The following is a 15,914-nucleotide window of genomic DNA, read 5'->3' on the forward strand; positions in this document are numbered from 1 at the left end:
TCAGCTCACAGGAACAGAAAGGGAAACGGCGTTGCTGTCAGCCAGCACGCCCGTAATATCAACAGCCAGCTTGCCGTCGAATGTGCTCGTCAGGTTGATGGCCGTCAGCGTGATACGTGGCTCCCAGCGCAGCAGCGCCATGTAACACGCGGCCATGACCTGCAATTTCACGGCGGGGTTTTGCGGCTGGTCGATCAGCGCCGACAGCAGCGACCCGTAATCCCGGCGCATCACCCGCGACCCGACAGGTGTGATGAGAATGTCGCGCACGCTCTGGCGAATGTGCTCAAGGTCGCCGAGGGTCTGGCCACTGTCACGACTCATGCCGAGGTAACGGGCGATCATAGTGGCGCACCCGTTGTGCCGCCGCTGTCGCCGGGGTGTTGATGGGTATGTAACACTTTGCCGTTTGATGACAGCGACCCGCCGGAATGCTGAATATTGCCGCGCATTTCCCCGCCTTTTTGCACTTCCAGCGTTCCCGTAATCAGCTTGTTGGTACAGACCACTTCTGGCGTGTCGAGTGTGATGCGGGTTGACGCTTTCACCGTGACCAGCGGCACCGTCGCGGTGAGGGATTCAGACGCGGTGAGTGTGGCGGTTTTAACCCCGCTGACGGTCAGCGCCCCGGTAGCGGGTTCGTACTCAATCACCGCACCGTCTGGAAAGCTGACGTGATACGCATCGGCAGAGGCTGACGGTGCGGGGTTGTCATTGGAATAGATGCCGGGGAGCACAAAGGCGGTGTCCAGTTCGCCGCCGATGGACAAGATCAACACCTGTTCACCGATGGACGGTGCCCACCAGTCGCGGGAACGCCCGGCACGGCGGGTTAACCAGTTCAACCAGCCTGTGGTCATGTCGCCAGTTTGCACCCGGCACAGGGCATCCGTGGTGTTGACGTGGGTCACGACGCCGACACGGATCAGGTTGCGCAAGAGGCGCTGAAGTTCGGTAAGGGTGGCTTGTGTTTTCATGGGGAAAGCATGCCGCCGGGGGAGAACGGCGGCAATGTGATGCGGTTTGCTGGTCAGTCAGACAACGAAAGGTGTTTAATCACCTCATTTTCCACACGGTTGATATCGGTTTCACTGAATCCCAGCAGCGGCCGTGCCTCGTATTGCACATCGTCACCGTTGCGGCTAGGTCGATCACGCAGGCCGTAATGATGCACCCGCGCCATGCGCTGCACTCGCCCGACAAATTCCACGCTGGCCGCATCGGCAGTGCCTTTGGCTTTCAGGTATTTGGCGGTGCGCAGTTTCTGGAACATCTGACGCTTAACACGTCCCTTCTTGCCTTTGATCGTCTGTGCTTTGCGTGGGGCATAGGCCGTGCCATCCGGTGCCTGCTGTTGTTTGATGTGCTGCTGCTGGCTACCGCGCAGGGCTTTTGCCACCGTTCCGGCCAGCTTTCGACGGCCAGATGCTGACAGGCTGGCAAGCAGCGCGGCCAGCTTGTCGTCAAACGGTTTCAGCTCATTCATGCCACTGACTCACTAATTCGCCTTTGATATACATGGAATCTGGGCGAGTGACGGGAACAGGTAACGGCGGCTCTGGCGCGTGGGTGACGTGCAATGCCTTATCTACCGCTTTGACGATCACCCGTTCAGTGAGTTTCAGGCTGATGCTGATATCACAGCTTCCGTCATTGTTAATGTCAGCAAGGTAGGTAAACCCTTTAGGGTCACTGGTGATATTGGGCTGATTTTCCCGTAACCACGCCTGAATCGGCACCAGTAGCCAGTCGATATCGTCGGTAAAATCCGTGATGACCAGATTCAGCATGTACTGGTTCTCAAACGACAGTGACTGTGCCAGCGTTGACGCTATCGCGCCGCTGTCGATAAAGACGCGCAGCATATCCGGGTTATTTTTCAGTACCGGCACCGCATCACTTAAGGCGAGGCGCAGGCTGTTGGGTTTCAGCATCGTGTTGTTCCTGACAGTGTTTGATGGTTTCGACCTGTAGCGCACAGCTCACCAGTGCGCTTTCCAGTTGGCGATTATCCGCGCTTACATCACCGTTGGTTTCCGGGGAGCTGCCCGGTATCGGGCAGCTCGCTACTCTCGGACAGCCAACGTAAATAAGCGTCGGGGTTGTCAAAGGCGGGGCGGCGGTGCAGCCGCTTAATATCGTCAGGCAAAGCAGTGCCGTACCAGCGGCGCAGATCGGCATTTTCATTAATCAGCCTCGTCATGGTTTTATCGCGGGAAGCGGCCAGTTGCCCGGCCTGTGATAGTTTCGTGCGCAGCTCCGCCTGTGCCTGTTCATTGCGCAGGGCGCTGTCTTGCAACGTTCCGATAGCGGCAGACTGAGCCAGCAGCGTGTCTTTCTGCTGGCTCAGGGTAATAGCCTGCTTGCCTAACGTGCTGTTAGCGCGGGACAGTTGCCACTTAACCACAACGAGCACGCCCAACAGGCAGGCGACTACGATGGCGAGAAACTGCGTCAGCTTACTCATGCCAGTATTCCCCCGGCCTGCTGGTACACCTGAAGCAGCTTATCAATGTTGTGTTCACGCTGGCCGTAACCTGCACCCGGCAACGACGCCCAGATATTCCGGCACTTGGAAATCGCCCGTTCAATGTCACCACGCTCGATATCATCCAGCGCCCGGCGCTCGCTGATTAGCTGCACGGCGAGTCTGTCCTGCGACGCGGGGCTAAAATCCGGCAGCGCCATCTGTTTCTGATAATGTGGCCAGAACAGATAAAGCTGCTGGTAACGCCCGGATGCGGTGGACTTCTCGCCCCGGCGGTTAAACACCTTTGCCGGACGACCCGCTGCGAACGGGTGATCGCGGTAGTCGGTGAAAATTTCCGGCCTGCCGTCCAGTCCGGTAACAATCACGTCATAGCCGTTATTACGCGTTAAAGGATGTTTAGCCGTTCCTTCGGAAAAGGCCAGCATGTCCAGAAAGGCTGTCAGATTTTTACTGTTCGCCATCGGTTTTCTTCCTCTTGTCCAACTGACTTTTAATCAGCAACTCAATCGCCTGATAGCCCGCGATTCCCAACGCGGCACCGATGCCATTGATGGCAACGGGTGACAGGTTGGGAAACTGTACCAACGCCACACCCGCTACCATCGACACAAAGCCGCCCAGCAGCACGCGACCAATAAACAGGCGCAGCGTGACAGGCTCCCCGCCTGCCAGCACTTTTCCGACGACAATCAGCGCGCCGATCAGGAATAAAGACAAAATACTTTTATCGGGTTCGTTCACGGTTCACTCCCATAACTGAACGGATTCACGGACAGGGGCGCTGGCAATATCCGGCAGTGTCACTGCGGTGCCGTGAGGCAAGATCGCCCCGAATTCGGCCAGCCCCGGATTAGCGGCTAATACCGCCTCAACGGCACCCCGCGTGCGTCCGTAATGGCGATAACAGAGGGCATCTAACGTGTCGCCCTGCTGTGCGATAACGTTCATCAGATATGCCCGATGATGCAGCGGGGCTTATCCTGCAACTGACTGATTGACCAGCGCGCATCGCGCCACAGTTCATCAATCGTGCCGTCGAGCGCATCGGCCTTGCGGTCGCCTTTGGCGCTGGCGTCATAGCCCCGGTAGCGCTCGTACAACGTCGCTGTGGTAATGGCGCTGACCGCACGCAGATAGTGATGATGTTTTTCGCTCTGGCCGTCGAGCCGCTCAGCCGGAACGGCGGCAAGCGTGGTAAACCCTGCCGCCACCTGCGCCTTGCGGTACTCGAACAGTTCGGCATTGACTTCGGAAATCGCGGTTAATGCCGCATGGCGCAGGCGCTCCGGCGTAACAGTGTTCTCAAGACGCATCAGCGTACGCAGCGTTCCCGGCTCCACATCCGGCCAGAAGAAGGTGTTCTCGATAACTGCATCCTGTTTCTCGGGCACAGGGATAACCACCGCATCCGGGCGTGGCTCCGCTTTCGCGGGGAAAATCATTGTCGTCATGACAACCTCTGAATAGGTGGGCGGTGGACACAGGCACAGAAAACAGTGAACTGTTCCGGCCTGTGTGCCGCCCGGCGCGGGGCGCGTTGGGTTAACGGCTGGCCGCTGCTTTGCGCAGCGCGGTTTCCAGCCGCTCTATGTCTTTTTTCACACCGCTTCGGCTATCAAGCTGAAAGGCGCGTTTCAGGTGAAACAGGGCTTGCTCCGGCTTACCGCTGCGCAATATCAGGCCGATGATTTTGTGCAGCTTGGCGCGCACCTGATCGGGCATGTCTTCCGCATCGGTCAGCGTCAACGTGTCGATCAGCAGGTCAATGTTGAGCGACTGCCCGGCGGTATGGGCGCGGGTTGCGGCGTCGGCGACTTCCTCGGCTAACAGGTACGGCGTCGGGCGGGTGTAACCCTCCGGCATCACCAGTTTGTGCTGGAGTGCATAACGGGCAATCTCCAGCGCGCCGGGGACGTCTCCGGCATCGAGCTTCCACACCATGACCGTCATCAATACCGCGTCCTGTGCGCCGCGACCGTTGGCGAGTACGCCCGCCACCCACGGGGCATACGTGGGCAACAGACCGCTTTTCATCTCAGCTTTACGCTCTACTGAGCGCACCTGTTTTAGCGTGCGTTTGTCAGCCGCAAGCCGGAACAACATTTGCTCGTATCCGGTGGCCTGTCGCAGCGGATCATTCTCCCGCCGCGACGCCATCGCCGCTGATACCCGCATCATGTGACGCTGGGCAGGGCTTAGCATGACTTAGTCTCCCGCTTTGGCTTTCGCGTCTTTGGTTTTCTCTTCCTCGGTGCGGAAATCACCTAGCACAATATTTTCAATCAGACAGCCACAGTCGTAATCTTCCACCACGTAATCCTGTTTAATGGATTCGTAGTTTTCAATACGGTCACGCTTGGCGTTCTCTTCGAGGTGGCGACGGTGGCTGTCGTCCATGTAGTAAATCGACAGGTTATCCAGACGGGTGATCAACAACGCGTTAGCCGGGAAATAGGGCACGCGCACGGCGGGTAAATTGCCGATACGCTTCTGGCTGATGATCACGTCAGCGGCCAGCGTTTCGCTATTAGGCTGCTGTTGGTTGACCAGCGGGAAATACTTATCAGCCAGCAACTGACGGCCACAAATCACCACCAAGTCAGGGTCTTCCTGGTGCCATTCGGCGATCATGCTGTTGGTTGCATCCATTACCAGCGCATCGAGCGTGACATATGCAGCCGCTTCACCCAGGCCAACGCGGATTTTTTCAAAAATCACCGTGCCATCTTCTTCCGTTTCCTTATCCATGACTCGCTGGGGGGATTCGTTGCGGTATTTCTGCAACCAGCCCACGGCCACGTCCTGCAATAACGGATTTTTAGCGCGGTCAGAGGTCGCCGCACGTTTCACACCGTGCCATCCGGCCATGATGTAATCCAGCGACTGACGTTTGGCGATGGCGTTACGTAAACGTAACTGGAAATCCTGAAAACGCGCCCACAGGTCGAGGGTGTTGTAGCGGATATGGAAATCAAAGTTCATCTGTTCGCATTTGTACTGGCGCGCTTCCAGACTCAGTAAATCAGCGGTTTCGCGCTCGTCACCGTTTGAGGTGTCCGTTGTGCTGGCAACTGACCCGGACACGCCGAGGCCGATTTTTTCCCCGGTCAACTCGGCAACAGGCACGATATTGATGCGGGTCAGGAAGTCGGACGACTCTTGCACCACTTCCATCAGTGACTGCGTGACGGACGGCTCAACGCTGAATTTTTTGCTCAGCGTTTCCACCTCAACGCCGTTGATGCTGGCAAGCTGCGTCAGGTAGGCATTAAATTTAAAACGGGTTTCTTTACGCATTGTTTTTCCTGTTCTTTCTGAAAAAGGGATTCGAGGGGCAGCGCCCCGGTTAGCAGTTGGTCAGCAGTGAGGTTTCACCGTCGCCACCTGTAGCCGGGGGGCGACGTTTCTGTGACAGGCTTTCTGTGCCGTCCAGCGTGGCTTTGAGATCGGCGAACTGCTGTTCATTGGCACTCAGCTTCTGCGTCAGCGTGGCAATATCCTGCTGTTGGCGTTGCTCAAGCTGGGTAAAGCGTTGCTCCACGCTGTCGGCGTTGGTCTGCACCTGCCCGGCCACTTCGGCCACGGCCTCATGCACATCATTAAAACGGGCGTCGTCGCTGGACTGCTTGCGGCCAAACAGGGCTTTCACGCGAGTTAACAACGTCAGTTCTGCGTCCGGCAGATCGTCAAACTCCAGCGTCACCTCGGTAGCGACAGAAAAGAGGTTTTCCGGGGAGGATTTACGGGTAGCAAGCGGATTTTGTTTTGCCTTTGCACTGAATTCCAACATTTCCGTGCCTAGACTGGCTGGATCGTCAGTGACGGCCAGACCGACCAGATAGGCTTTGCCTGTGTTGGCAAAATTGGGCTGGATTTCCATGGAGGTATAGACCTTTTGCGAGGCCTTATTCAGGGCGATCAGCTCGTCAGTCGGGGTGATTTTGGCAAACAGCGCCAGTTTTCCTTTGAGTGCCGAATCATCATCAATCTTTTCCGCTTTCAGCTCGACCACATCGCCGTAGCGACGAAACGGGCTATCGGGCAGCAAGCCTTTCAGGTGTTCAAGGTTGATGCGGCAACCATAGACACGCGGATCAAACGTCTCCGCCATATGTTGAATATCATTTGCATCAATGATGCGGCCATCGCAAGTGTCACCTTCGACACCAACGCGGAACCACTTAGAAACTTTCTTTGCCATTTTCTCATCCGTTGTTTGCGGGAAGTCGGGGCGAGTATCCGGCGTGACACCCTGCCGTGCCATCAATCACGGTTCGCTAACCGTTGGCACAACAAGGGGTTAAGGCGGTGAAGGGGGGCGCTGACGTAGCCTTGCTGTCATGAATACCGCCATCGATACCACCCTCATCAGCGACCCACGACGACAAGCCGCCTTGCTCTATTGGCAGGGCTTTTCGGTACGTCAGATTGGGGAAATGCTGAACCAGAAAACGCCGACCGTTCAGAGCTGGAAGCAGCGCGACGGCTGGGACGCTATCGCCCCGGTATCGCGTGTGGAAGCCAGTCTGGAAGCACGGTTGATCCAGCTCATCATGAAGACGAAAAAGGAGGGGCATGACTACAAAGAAATCGACCTGTTAGGCCGTCAGATTGAGCGGCTGGCGCGGGTAAACCGCTACAGCCAGACGGGTAACGAGGCCGATCTCAATCCCAACGTGCGCAACCGCAACAAGGGGGAACGTAAGGCACCGGAAAAGAACGCGTTCAGTGATGCAGCCATTGAGAAGCTGAACGACATTTTCCTGAGTGAGATTTTCGAATACCAGCGCGGCTGGCATCAGGCCGGGCTACAGCACCGTATCCGCAATATCCTGAAATCGCGTCAGATTGGGGCGACGTTCTATTTTGCGCGAGAAGCGCTGATTGATGCGCTCATCACCGGGCGTAATCAGATTTTCCTGTCAGCGAGTAAGGCGCAGGCGCACGTCTTTAAAAACTACATTATCGACTTTGCCCGGCTGGTCGATGTTGACCTGAAAGGCGATCCGATGGTGCTGCCCAACGGGGCGCGCCTGTTCTTCCTCGGCACCAACATTCGCACCGCGCAGAGCTACACGGGAAATCTGTATCTGGATGAATATTTCTGGATACCCAAGTTTCAGGAACTGCGCAAGGTCGCCAGCGGCATGTCGTTGCATAAGAAATGGCGCAGCACGTATTTCTCCACGCCGTCGAGTCTGGCACACAGCGCCTATCCGTTCTGGTCGGGCGAGCTATTCAACAAGGGACGCAGCAACAAAGCCGATCACCTTCATCTGGATTTAAGCCATGCCAACCTTTCCGACGGCGTGTTGTGCGGCGACGGCCAGTGGCGGCAGATTGTGACGGTAGAAGATGCGCTGGCCGGGGGCTGCAACCTGTTCGACCTTGACCAGCTCACGCTGGAATACAGCCCGGCAGAGTATCAAAACCTGCTGATGTGCGAGTTTGTCGATGATAAGGCGTCGGTGTTCCCGTTTGAGGAATTACAGCGCTGCATGGTCGATGCGCTGGAAGAGTGGGAGGACTTTAACCCTTACGCGCTGCGCCCGTTTGCCTATAAACCTGTCTGGATTGGTTACGACCCGTCGCACACAGGCGACAGCGCAGGCTGTGTGGTACTGGCACCGCCACAGGCACCGGGCGGTAAATTCCGCATTCTGGAGCGCTTCCAGTGGAAAGGCATGGACTTTGCCGCACAGGCCGACGCTATCAAGCTGCTGACGGAAAAATACATCGTCGAATACATCGGCATTGATGCAACGGGGATTGGTCAGGGCGTGTACCAACTGGTACGGGGATTCTTCCCGGCGGCACGCGAAATCAAATATTCCCCGGAAATCAAAACCGCGATGGTACTCAAGGCAAAAGACACCATCACTAGCGGGCGGCTGGAGTACGACACCAGCCACACCGACATCACCCAATCGTTTATGGCCATACGCAAAACCATGACGGCCAGTGGCAACCGTACCACTTATGAAGCCAGCCGCAGCGAGGAAATCAGCCACGCCGATGTGGCATGGGCAACCATGCACGCGCTGTTAAACGAACCCCTGACCGCGATCAACGGTCATGTCCCTGTCAGCATTTTGGACTTTAACGAATGAAAATGACCACATTTACCCCCAGCCAGATAGACGACCTCCACACGGCAATCGAGCGTTTCACCTTTCCGCACCAAGCCGTCTGGCAGCGTGTCGGCAGGTTGAACGTTGACCGCACGATCACCAAAGCGCGCCAGATTGGCGCAACGGCATTTTTTGCACGCGAAGCGCTGCTTGACGCGCTGACTACCGGGCGCAACCAGATTTTTTATGCTCCAACACAGGCAAGCGCACAGGTGGCACGCACTTACATGCAAGCGGTGGCGTGGCAGGTCGGTGTCAATCTGTCAACGAACTGCGCCGGGCATGTGTTGTTGAAAGATGCGCAGATTTCATTTTTAGGGGAAAAAAGCCACTGCGCGGTCTATTCAGGTAATGTTTATGTTGATGAATTTCCGTGGTTCAAAAACCCGCGAGCGGCATTGTTAATCGCCAAATCTATGTCGATGTATAAACAACACCGCCGGACGCTGTACGGTTCAGTATCCGATAACTATTCTGCGTTCCAGGTATGGCGCGGCGATTTTTCGCGGCGCAGGCATCCACAGCCTGCCCTCTTTATGCCGGGTAGCTCGTTTGGTGCTGATGGCGTCTGGCGTCAGTCGCTGACATTGGAACAGGCAGCGGCTCAGGGCTGCAACCTTCACGACATTGAGACAATCAAGCGGGAATTCACCCCGGCAGAATACAGGCAGTTTTTTGAATGCGACTGGTCACAGGCCATCAACAATAAGGGGATGGACGCATGAAAAAGCGTAAATATCGCAAATCACAAGCGGCACCCGTTAGCCAGGCACAACCAATAGAGGCATTCACTTTTGGTGAGCCGTCGGCCGTTCTGGATCGCCGCGACATTTTGGACTATGCCGAGTGTATCCATAATGGCCGATGGATTGAGCCGCCGATCAACTTCAGCGGGCTAGCTAAAAGCCTGCGTGCAGCGGTGCATCACAGCTCACCGATCTACGTGAAGCGTAACATTCTGGTGAGTACCTTTATCCCGCACCCGCTATTAAGCCAGCAGGATTTTAGCCGCTTTGTACTGGATTATCTGGTGTTTGGTAATGCGTTTCTGGAAAAGCGCCTGAATCGCACAGGCGGCATCCTGCGCTTAGACTCCAGCCCGGCCAAATACACCCGGCGCGGGGTTGAAGAGGATGTTTACTGGTTCGTGCAGTCATTCAAAGAGCCGCACCGCTTTGAGCCGGGTAGCGTGTTTCATCTGCTGGAGCCGGATATCAATCAGGAGATGTACGGCCTGCCGGAATATCTTAGCTCGTTAAACTCGGCATGGCTGAATGAATCCGCGACGCTGTTCCGGCGCAAGTATTATCAGAATGGCGCACATGCGGGTTACATCATGTACGTGACTGATGCGGCACAAAGCGGCACCGATGTAGATAAGCTACGCTCTGCGATGAACGGCACTAAAGGGTTGGGGAATTTTAAGAACTTATTTTTCTACGCGCCCAACGGCAAACCGGACGGTATCAAGATTGTGCCGCTCAGCGAGGTGGCGACAAAAGACGACTTCTTTAACATAAAAAACGCCAGCCGTGACGATCTGCTCAGCGCCCACCGGGTGCCGCCGCAGATGATGGGGATTATCCCGAATAACGCGGGCGGTTTTGGGGATGTAGTGAATGCGAGTCAGGTGTTTGTCAGGAACGAGCTGACGCCACTACAGGAACGGATGAAAGAGGTTAATGATGCAGTGGGGATGGAGGTGATCGCGTTTAAGCCGTACACGCTGATTGCTGATGCAAATTAACTAAAGGGGAAAACGATGGGATGGATTGGCGTTGACTTAGACGGCACACTCGCGCAATACAAATCAGGGCAGGGTTCCGCAATTGGTAAGCCTGTTCCCCAAATGGCAAAACGAGTAACCACATGGTGCAAAGAAAAAAAGGAAGTTCGTATCTTTACTGCTCGTGCCGAAACACTAAAGGGAAGGCGAGACGTTGAACGCTGGCTAAAAGATAATGGTTTTCCTGCACTAGTGGTAACGAATATCAAGGATAGTGACATGTCAGAGTTATGGGATGATAAAGCGATACGAGTAGTTAAGAACTCAGGCCAGCCATGTAAAGGGTGTGCAGGGAATAGTCAATTTCATCATACAGAAAGCCAGAGTTTTTTAACTAACTGCTAACCTTAGCATAGCCGCCTAACCAGCGGCTTTTTACATCCCTGCCAGACCTCACCAATCGCGTTCTACACGCACCAGTGAAAAACCGACCCAACGTATAAAACCAAAGCAGAACGCCTCGTAGCGGTGCGCAGTGGCGCGGCATGAATCACGCCTCTACCCCCCCTCGCGCGCAATGCTATCCCCGCCACGCCTGCCCGCTTTGTGTGTCGCTTTTCATGCACACGCACGATCCAGCGCGATCCGCGTCAGCTATGGCGTTAACGGGGATAAATTGGCAGTAGATCATCATGCAAAATCATGCGGGTTATGCATGCATGGCTAAAAGACGGCATCCTCTAATCGTTTTCTCAGGTATTCGACCAGTTCCGACTTATCAGTAATCTGCCGATATTCTCTGGTTTCTATCGTGCCGTTCGCCAAATCCGCAATCAGTGACATCGCGGTTTTTAATTCGTCTACATCGCACTGAGCCACTAACGATATGTCAGCGATTAACTGAACCCGCGACAAAACGGCTTGTATGTGTTCCGTGTTTTCCAAGGGGTGCCATTTCCTTATTTTATACTGTATGCGCATACAGTGTTTTACATATTGAAATTTTCGTCAATCACTTCGTGTGCTACGGGTGACTGATTGGTTATGTGTTCCACACCATGAAAAACGGCGTGACATGTCACTTAAACATTTCACGCCGTGACATGTCACAGAATTAACTTTAAATCATGCCAGCCTTGTGTGTTCCAACACTCAGACGAACCAGACAGGCAGCACTCAGTAACGGGTAATTTAGGCATGTTCACCTCCTAAGTCCTAAGATTGACGGCGGTCTCGGCATACAAAACTCGGCAGTGCTTTTCATCCGCTATACACGTTTCATAGTATGTTTTATCGCAATCATTCCAGTACATACGGACTTCACCCGTTTCATCATCACTGACAATTACGCTGTACTGATAAATAGGTGTGAGTTCCCATGTTATCCCTAATTTCTTGTTATGTTGTTCGTTGCTAATCATTAGTTATCTCCATCTGATTACTAAACCCTGGCCACTCATCAGCCACCGGGTATGAAATAAGTTCGCCGTCAAACTTCATCTTTGCCCCACGCGCCAGCGCTTCCAGCTCCCAGCGCTGAACGCTGATACCGCGCTGCATCAAATCACGCTGAATACGGGGTATCCGCTCCCGTTCTTCACCCGTCAATCTGGCTGACGGTGACGGATCGCGGAGGGTATTGGGGTTAAAGTCGCGTTGCTTATGGTTTTTCCTGACGGATTGCTCACGTAGACGCATTCCTAGCGCCCTCACAGCCGCGTCGTCATTCCAGTCAATCGGTGGGTTATCGGTTTCTGATGTCGGCGCTACGCCGCTGTTTTCGGCCTGCTTTTTGACATTAGCGCCCGACCGTTGAGAACCCAACCCACAGTTATTGACAGGACTCCGAGGCGCGCCGAGGGCGCTTTTTAAAGTCAAAGGCTCAAGGTCAACGGCTTTAGAAACGATGCGCCACTCAGTTGTCCGGGTTTCAAATACATGACCCGCGCCCAAATGCGGGGCAAAAATCCCGACCACCTTTTGCACCTCTTCGTCATACTCGTTGAGCTGGTCAGATACCCGGCGCGCAACACGCACCGTTTGCAGTTCGCGGGAAACATTCGCGCCGCCCTGTGCGGCCATGTACGCGGCAAAGTCGCCAGCGTCAGCAGCGCAGCGAACCGCCTCGACCTGTTTGTCGAACTGGTCAGTAAGATTGACGCTGCGTAACGTGCCGCTTCGGCACTCGCGGTAAGCGCCCATTGTGGGAATACCGATAGGTTTAAATTGAGGGATACGCCACGTTGACGCCCACGCGGTCACGGCTGCGGCCATATCACGCAGCGGCTTTCCGGTTTCGTCGTCCAGTTGGCCGTCCAGCGCATAGCCATCAATGTTTTTGGCGATGTATTTAGCAATGTAGCCAGCAGCACCGCCCTTATTGAGGTGTTTACATTCAAAGCGGTACTTAGCCGCGCCGCGTTCGTCGCCGTCTTCTTTCAGGGCATAGCGGCGCATAATGTCGATGACTGACTGGCGATGTGCACGCTTGCAAAACAGCATCATGTGCCAATGTGGTGTCCCGTCGTGGTGTGGCTCAACAACACGCATCCCGTAAACTTTCAGGTCTGCGTCTTTAAATGCGGTACGCATCTTGCCCCATATCCTGACCAGATAGCGCTGACCGTCTTTTGGCGTAAACGCTTCATTGTCCCAGTTCCGGTTAAACTGGACTTTCTCGTTTTCGCCCTTACCGATCACGCGGGTCGGGTGATACTTCGACGGCGTGGTGATAGTGATAAACATCCCGACATCTCGCTGTTCGCTGGCGTAACGCTCAATCCCGGCGATAGTGCTCATCAGCTCCATACGCCGGATTTCCGGGTTAGAAATACTTGCCATCACTTTGTCGATCAGGTCGATACGTTCACCTGTTGCGACGTTCTCCAGCTCACAGTTTTTCAGATAATCCATGTTGGCGAGGCGACGCGCCTGTACATCGCGGATCGCCATCTTGCTGGCATAGGGGGACGCCTTTTTACTGACCTGACCGACGGCAATATTCAGCGCCTCACGCCAGCGGGTACGCTGGGCTTTAAGCTGGCGAGTCCACCATTCCTCATTAATCAGGCGGGAAACGCTGGCTATCGCCTTGCGTATATCCAGCGTGCCTTTGCGGTAGTTCTTCCAGAAAAGCGGAGTGATATTGAACGCACGCGCCATGCTGGCGACATGGCCGAAAAGCTCTGCTTGTGCCTCGTCGGTAAAGAGCGCGTCAGGCTGACCGCCAAACTGCGCTTTCATGGCATCGCTCATTTCCTCATACGCAGAAAATATCTGGTCGGAAATACGCGCGGCCAGACGCTCCAGCGTTTTGTCATTCATACCGGGGAGCGTTTGATAGGCGTCAGATTCAGACAGGAAACGCTCGGAGGCATGGCGGTTTATGGCATGGCGGGTATTGATTGCCTCGATACGCGGCCACATGCGCTGCATAAAGCTGTTAATCAGAAAACGATTAGCGCTCAGCATCCCTTTGTTTTTTTTCAGGTAAGCGTAACGATTCAGGCAGATTTCACGCAGGAAGTGCGGTTGCTGGTTAATTTTCGCTAAAACGGCTTGCCCCTGAGTCCATTCCTCACGGGTAAGCTGTCTCTCTTCCGGTACGATGGCCGGGCGCTGTGCGTTCCACGGATACGCACCCACGAACGCCTCGCGGGTGCTACCGGGAAAAGGTGGAGGAGGTGTGGGAGCAGTTCGCCCCCGGCGGGTAATGGTCATTCACAAATTCCAGCGTAAACGCTGCTGCACACGGCCTTGTCATTCATGCCTGCAAATAGATCGAACTGGTTTCCGCCGCGTGAGGTCAACGCCCAGTCTCTATAGGTTTCAATACCGTGGGATTCAACGCTAATGAACTCAATACGGCGCTCGGCTTTATGTGGATCTTGAGTTGAAGGAAAAAACGTACTGTTACCACGACGCGAACAGGCGGCAACCAGCCGTTCCCACTCAGCCACACGCGCCACTTCTTCGGGCCAACGACTGAATATTTCCGCTAACTCAGATTTTCGTGCATGGATGCACGGCATACAGCCTACTCGGCTGCATCCCTGCTGATAGAGTGGATTGGGTTTGATTCCGTGGCGACGTGCTAATGCAAACACATCGGCATGAGTCCATGTCAGTATCGGGCGGTAGACATGTAACCCCGGTGTGTTGTCGGCGTCCGTTTCCCATTCAGGCAGTAATGCGCGTGCGGGGGATTCTTCCGCTCGGACACCTTGCCAACTGATAACCTCGTCATATTCAGCCAGTAGCGGCATGACGATTTGATCACGAATAGGCGCGTGCTTCAGATCAAAAGTACAAAATCGCGCTTTTGTGGACGGAAAGCGGCCTTTCCACATACACAAATCCAGAAAAGGAATACCTGTTGGATGAAGAACATCAAGCGCACGGGCAACCGTTGCGGTGGCCTGTGCATCAGTCATACCGCATTCAGTTACCAGCGTGACAGGCCAGCGCTCAGCAATAAACTTGCGCTTTCCTGCTATACGGTCATCAAACGACGCCTTAACCCTGCGTATTTCCCCCAGCTTGGATTCCAGATAATCCAGATATTCCATTGTCTGCGGGTGTTCATGCCCTGTATCAGCAAATACACGGATGGTTGTTACGCCAGCCTCAATAGCCAACAGCCATTGCGCCAGCGAATCTTTACCGCCAGATACTGAGTTAATGTTGATTGCATCGGCAGAAAAACAACGGGTATCGATAACGGTATTCACAACCCACCCCGATAATGCTTACTTTTCATTTCCTGAATACCCTGACAAGACGCGCAACGGGTCACGCCGACGATGGCAGCGCGACGCGCTTCGGGAATGGGGTGATCGCAGTCTTCGCACACAAACGCAGAAACGCCGCGTTGGATGTTCCGGGCGTTGGCGATCTGGTGCTCTAACATGTCCTGTTGGCGCTGCTGCACCATGTCCATTAAATCCGGCATTACTCTTGTTCCTTATCGTTATTAAGCTGGTCAAAAGCTGACTGGCACAGCGCCGCAAAGCGTTTACTTTCGGTCAGCAGTTTCTTTGCGTCGGTGACGTTCCCGCGCCAGATTTCGGTGCCGATCGCACGATGCACAAAATCGTTAATAAGGCTGACTGGATTCTGATAAACAGCCAGCGTGGATAAATACGGCTGGTCGCCGTCTTCTTTTCCGCATTTAATTTCGCCCAGCGCAAAGTCATAGCCAACTTTCGCTATTGCATAATTACCGTTGATATCAACGCGGTTATAAGCGGGATTTTCCATTACAGCACCGCCTTAATATTTGTACCGGAATGATTAAAGACTTCGGATTCCTGCCGTAATAATTCGATGATTTCCACGTTGCTTAATTCATTAATAGCGGCATGAGTCGCCAGTCTATCCAGACGAGAAGAAAATAATGTATACGCATCGGCTTTCGCTTCCGCTCTGGCGCGTAAAAGCATGGTTTGAACAATCACACTCCGTTCCCCGCTACGCATTTTTTGAATTGCGCCCTCATTCATATAAATATAATCCTCAGATAAAGGGAGTCCCGACGCGGTTAAGCGCCTAATTAATTTCAGGTGGT

23 protein-coding genes are annotated in these 15,914 nt (G+C 54.4%); 4 read left to right on the forward strand and 19 right to left on the reverse strand.

All coding sequences use genetic code 11. The features are described from left to right. The 13 genes from OI69_RS12195 to OI69_RS12250 form a co-directional block, all read right to left on the reverse strand. On the reverse strand, positions 1 to 345 hold the full coding sequence (locus OI69_RS12195) for a GPW/gp25 family protein (protein WP_039350683.1): 345 nt from the start codon (positions 343 to 345) through the stop codon (positions 1 to 3). Then, positions 342 to 977 (reverse strand): phage baseplate assembly protein V, encoded by a 636-nt coding sequence (locus OI69_RS12200; protein WP_039350686.1) that lies wholly within the window; start codon positions 975 to 977, stop codon positions 342 to 344. Before OI69_RS12200 ends, OI69_RS12195 begins: the two co-directional genes overlap by 4 nt. 53 nt (positions 978 to 1,030) lie before the next feature. Further along, on the reverse strand, positions 1,031 to 1,486 hold the full coding sequence (locus OI69_RS12205) for a phage virion morphogenesis protein (RefSeq protein WP_039350689.1): 456 nt from the start codon (positions 1,484 to 1,486) through the stop codon (positions 1,031 to 1,033). Next, a complete protein-coding gene (locus OI69_RS12210) occupies positions 1,479 to 1,934 on the reverse strand; it encodes a phage tail protein (RefSeq protein WP_039350691.1) in 456 nt (151 codons plus the stop codon). The genes OI69_RS12205 and OI69_RS12210 overlap by 8 nt, the downstream gene beginning before the upstream one ends. Further along, complete coding sequence (gene lysC / locus OI69_RS20240; RefSeq protein WP_235319684.1) at positions 1,897 to 2,139, reverse strand: Rz1-like lysis system protein LysC; 243 nt, start codon at positions 2,137 to 2,139, stop codon at positions 1,897 to 1,899. Before lysC ends, OI69_RS12210 begins: the two co-directional genes overlap by 38 nt. Next, the gene (gene lysB / locus OI69_RS12215; RefSeq protein ID WP_039350694.1) at positions 2,024 to 2,467 is read right to left on the reverse strand and encodes an Rz-like lysis system protein LysB; all 444 of its coding nucleotides are present in this window, start codon (positions 2,465 to 2,467) and stop codon (positions 2,024 to 2,026) included. The genes lysC and lysB overlap by 116 nt, the downstream gene beginning before the upstream one ends. After that, the gene (locus tag OI69_RS12220) at positions 2,464 to 2,952 is read right to left on the reverse strand and encodes a glycoside hydrolase family 24 protein (RefSeq protein WP_039350697.1); all 489 of its coding nucleotides are present in this window, start codon (positions 2,950 to 2,952) and stop codon (positions 2,464 to 2,466) included. Before OI69_RS12220 ends, lysB begins: the two co-directional genes overlap by 4 nt. Continuing rightward, entirely contained in the window at positions 2,939 to 3,232 is a 294-nt protein-coding gene (locus OI69_RS12225; protein ID WP_039350700.1) for a phage holin family protein, read from the reverse strand. Before OI69_RS12225 ends, OI69_RS12220 begins: the two co-directional genes overlap by 14 nt. 3 nt (positions 3,233 to 3,235) lie before the next feature. Further along, entirely contained in the window at positions 3,236 to 3,439 is a 204-nt protein-coding gene (locus tag OI69_RS12230; protein ID WP_039350703.1) for a tail protein X, read from the reverse strand. Next, the gene (locus OI69_RS12235; protein WP_039350706.1) at positions 3,439 to 3,942 is read right to left on the reverse strand and encodes a head completion/stabilization protein; all 504 of its coding nucleotides are present in this window, start codon (positions 3,940 to 3,942) and stop codon (positions 3,439 to 3,441) included. Before OI69_RS12235 ends, OI69_RS12230 begins: the two co-directional genes overlap by 1 nt. A gap of 91 nt (positions 3,943 to 4,033) precedes the next feature. After that, positions 4,034 to 4,693: a phage terminase small subunit gene (locus OI69_RS12240; protein WP_039350709.1), complete on the reverse strand. Its 660-nt coding sequence runs from the start codon at positions 4,691 to 4,693 to the stop codon at positions 4,034 to 4,036. Between the two features lie 3 nt (positions 4,694 to 4,696). After that, complete coding sequence (locus OI69_RS12245; protein ID WP_039350712.1) at positions 4,697 to 5,788, reverse strand: phage major capsid protein, P2 family; 1,092 nt, start codon at positions 5,786 to 5,788, stop codon at positions 4,697 to 4,699. A 49-nt stretch (positions 5,789 to 5,837) separates the two neighbouring features. Then, positions 5,838 to 6,692: a GPO family capsid scaffolding protein gene (locus tag OI69_RS12250; RefSeq protein ID WP_039350715.1), complete on the reverse strand. Its 855-nt coding sequence runs from the start codon at positions 6,690 to 6,692 to the stop codon at positions 5,838 to 5,840. 139 nt (positions 6,693 to 6,831) lie between these two features. On the opposite strand from OI69_RS12250, the gene OI69_RS12255 reads away from it, so the two are divergent. From OI69_RS12255 to OI69_RS12270, 4 genes are read left to right on the forward strand one after another with little or no spacing between them, the layout of a single operon-like run. Further along, the gene (locus OI69_RS12255; RefSeq protein WP_039350719.1) at positions 6,832 to 8,601 is read left to right on the forward strand and encodes a terminase ATPase subunit family protein; all 1,770 of its coding nucleotides are present in this window, start codon (positions 6,832 to 6,834) and stop codon (positions 8,599 to 8,601) included. Positions 8,602 to 8,603: 2 nt separating this feature from the next. Then, the gene (locus OI69_RS12260; RefSeq protein WP_052198367.1) at positions 8,604 to 9,347 is read left to right on the forward strand and encodes a terminase large subunit domain-containing protein; all 744 of its coding nucleotides are present in this window, start codon (positions 8,604 to 8,606) and stop codon (positions 9,345 to 9,347) included. After that, positions 9,344 to 10,369 (forward strand): phage portal protein, encoded by a 1,026-nt coding sequence (locus OI69_RS12265; RefSeq protein ID WP_039350725.1) that lies wholly within the window; start codon positions 9,344 to 9,346, stop codon positions 10,367 to 10,369. The genes OI69_RS12260 and OI69_RS12265 overlap by 4 nt, the downstream gene beginning before the upstream one ends. Before the next feature lie 15 nt (positions 10,370 to 10,384). Continuing rightward, on the forward strand, positions 10,385 to 10,753 hold the full coding sequence (locus OI69_RS12270; RefSeq protein ID WP_039350728.1) for a hypothetical protein: 369 nt from the start codon (positions 10,385 to 10,387) through the stop codon (positions 10,751 to 10,753). A 318-nt stretch (positions 10,754 to 11,071) separates the two neighbouring features. Here OI69_RS12270 and OI69_RS12275 read toward each other — a convergent pair whose 3' ends face one another. From OI69_RS12275 to OI69_RS12305, 6 genes are all read right to left on the reverse strand, one after another. Further along, complete coding sequence (locus OI69_RS12275) at positions 11,072 to 11,293, reverse strand: 3-isopropylmalate dehydratase small subunit (RefSeq protein WP_039350821.1); 222 nt, start codon at positions 11,291 to 11,293, stop codon at positions 11,072 to 11,074. 468 nt (positions 11,294 to 11,761) lie between these two features. After that, positions 11,762 to 14,068 carry a replication endonuclease gene (locus OI69_RS12285; RefSeq protein WP_039350733.1) on the reverse strand — a complete coding sequence of 769 codons (2,307 nt, stop codon included), beginning with the start codon at positions 14,066 to 14,068 and terminating at the stop codon, positions 11,762 to 11,764. Then, positions 14,065 to 15,078, reverse strand: a complete 1,014-nt coding sequence (locus tag OI69_RS12290) for a phosphoadenosine phosphosulfate reductase domain-containing protein (RefSeq protein ID WP_039350735.1) — start codon at positions 15,076 to 15,078, stop codon at positions 14,065 to 14,067. Before OI69_RS12290 ends, OI69_RS12285 begins: the two co-directional genes overlap by 4 nt. Beyond that, positions 15,075 to 15,299: a TraR/DksA family transcriptional regulator gene (locus OI69_RS12295; RefSeq protein WP_039350736.1), complete on the reverse strand. Its 225-nt coding sequence runs from the start codon at positions 15,297 to 15,299 to the stop codon at positions 15,075 to 15,077. The genes OI69_RS12290 and OI69_RS12295 overlap by 4 nt, the downstream gene beginning before the upstream one ends. After that, positions 15,299 to 15,607 carry a DUF5405 family protein gene (locus OI69_RS12300; RefSeq protein WP_039350738.1) on the reverse strand — a complete coding sequence of 103 codons (309 nt, stop codon included), beginning with the start codon at positions 15,605 to 15,607 and terminating at the stop codon, positions 15,299 to 15,301. Before OI69_RS12300 ends, OI69_RS12295 begins: the two co-directional genes overlap by 1 nt. Continuing rightward, positions 15,607 to 15,849 (reverse strand): DUF2732 family protein, encoded by a 243-nt coding sequence (locus OI69_RS12305; RefSeq protein WP_154715547.1) that lies wholly within the window; start codon positions 15,847 to 15,849, stop codon positions 15,607 to 15,609. Before OI69_RS12305 ends, OI69_RS12300 begins: the two co-directional genes overlap by 1 nt. Positions 15,850 to 15,914 lie beyond the last annotated feature (65 nt).

The sequence above is a fragment of the Pectobacterium fontis genome (genome assembly GCF_000803215.1).
GTDB classification, from domain to species: domain Bacteria; phylum Pseudomonadota; class Gammaproteobacteria; order Enterobacterales; family Enterobacteriaceae; genus Pectobacterium; species Pectobacterium fontis.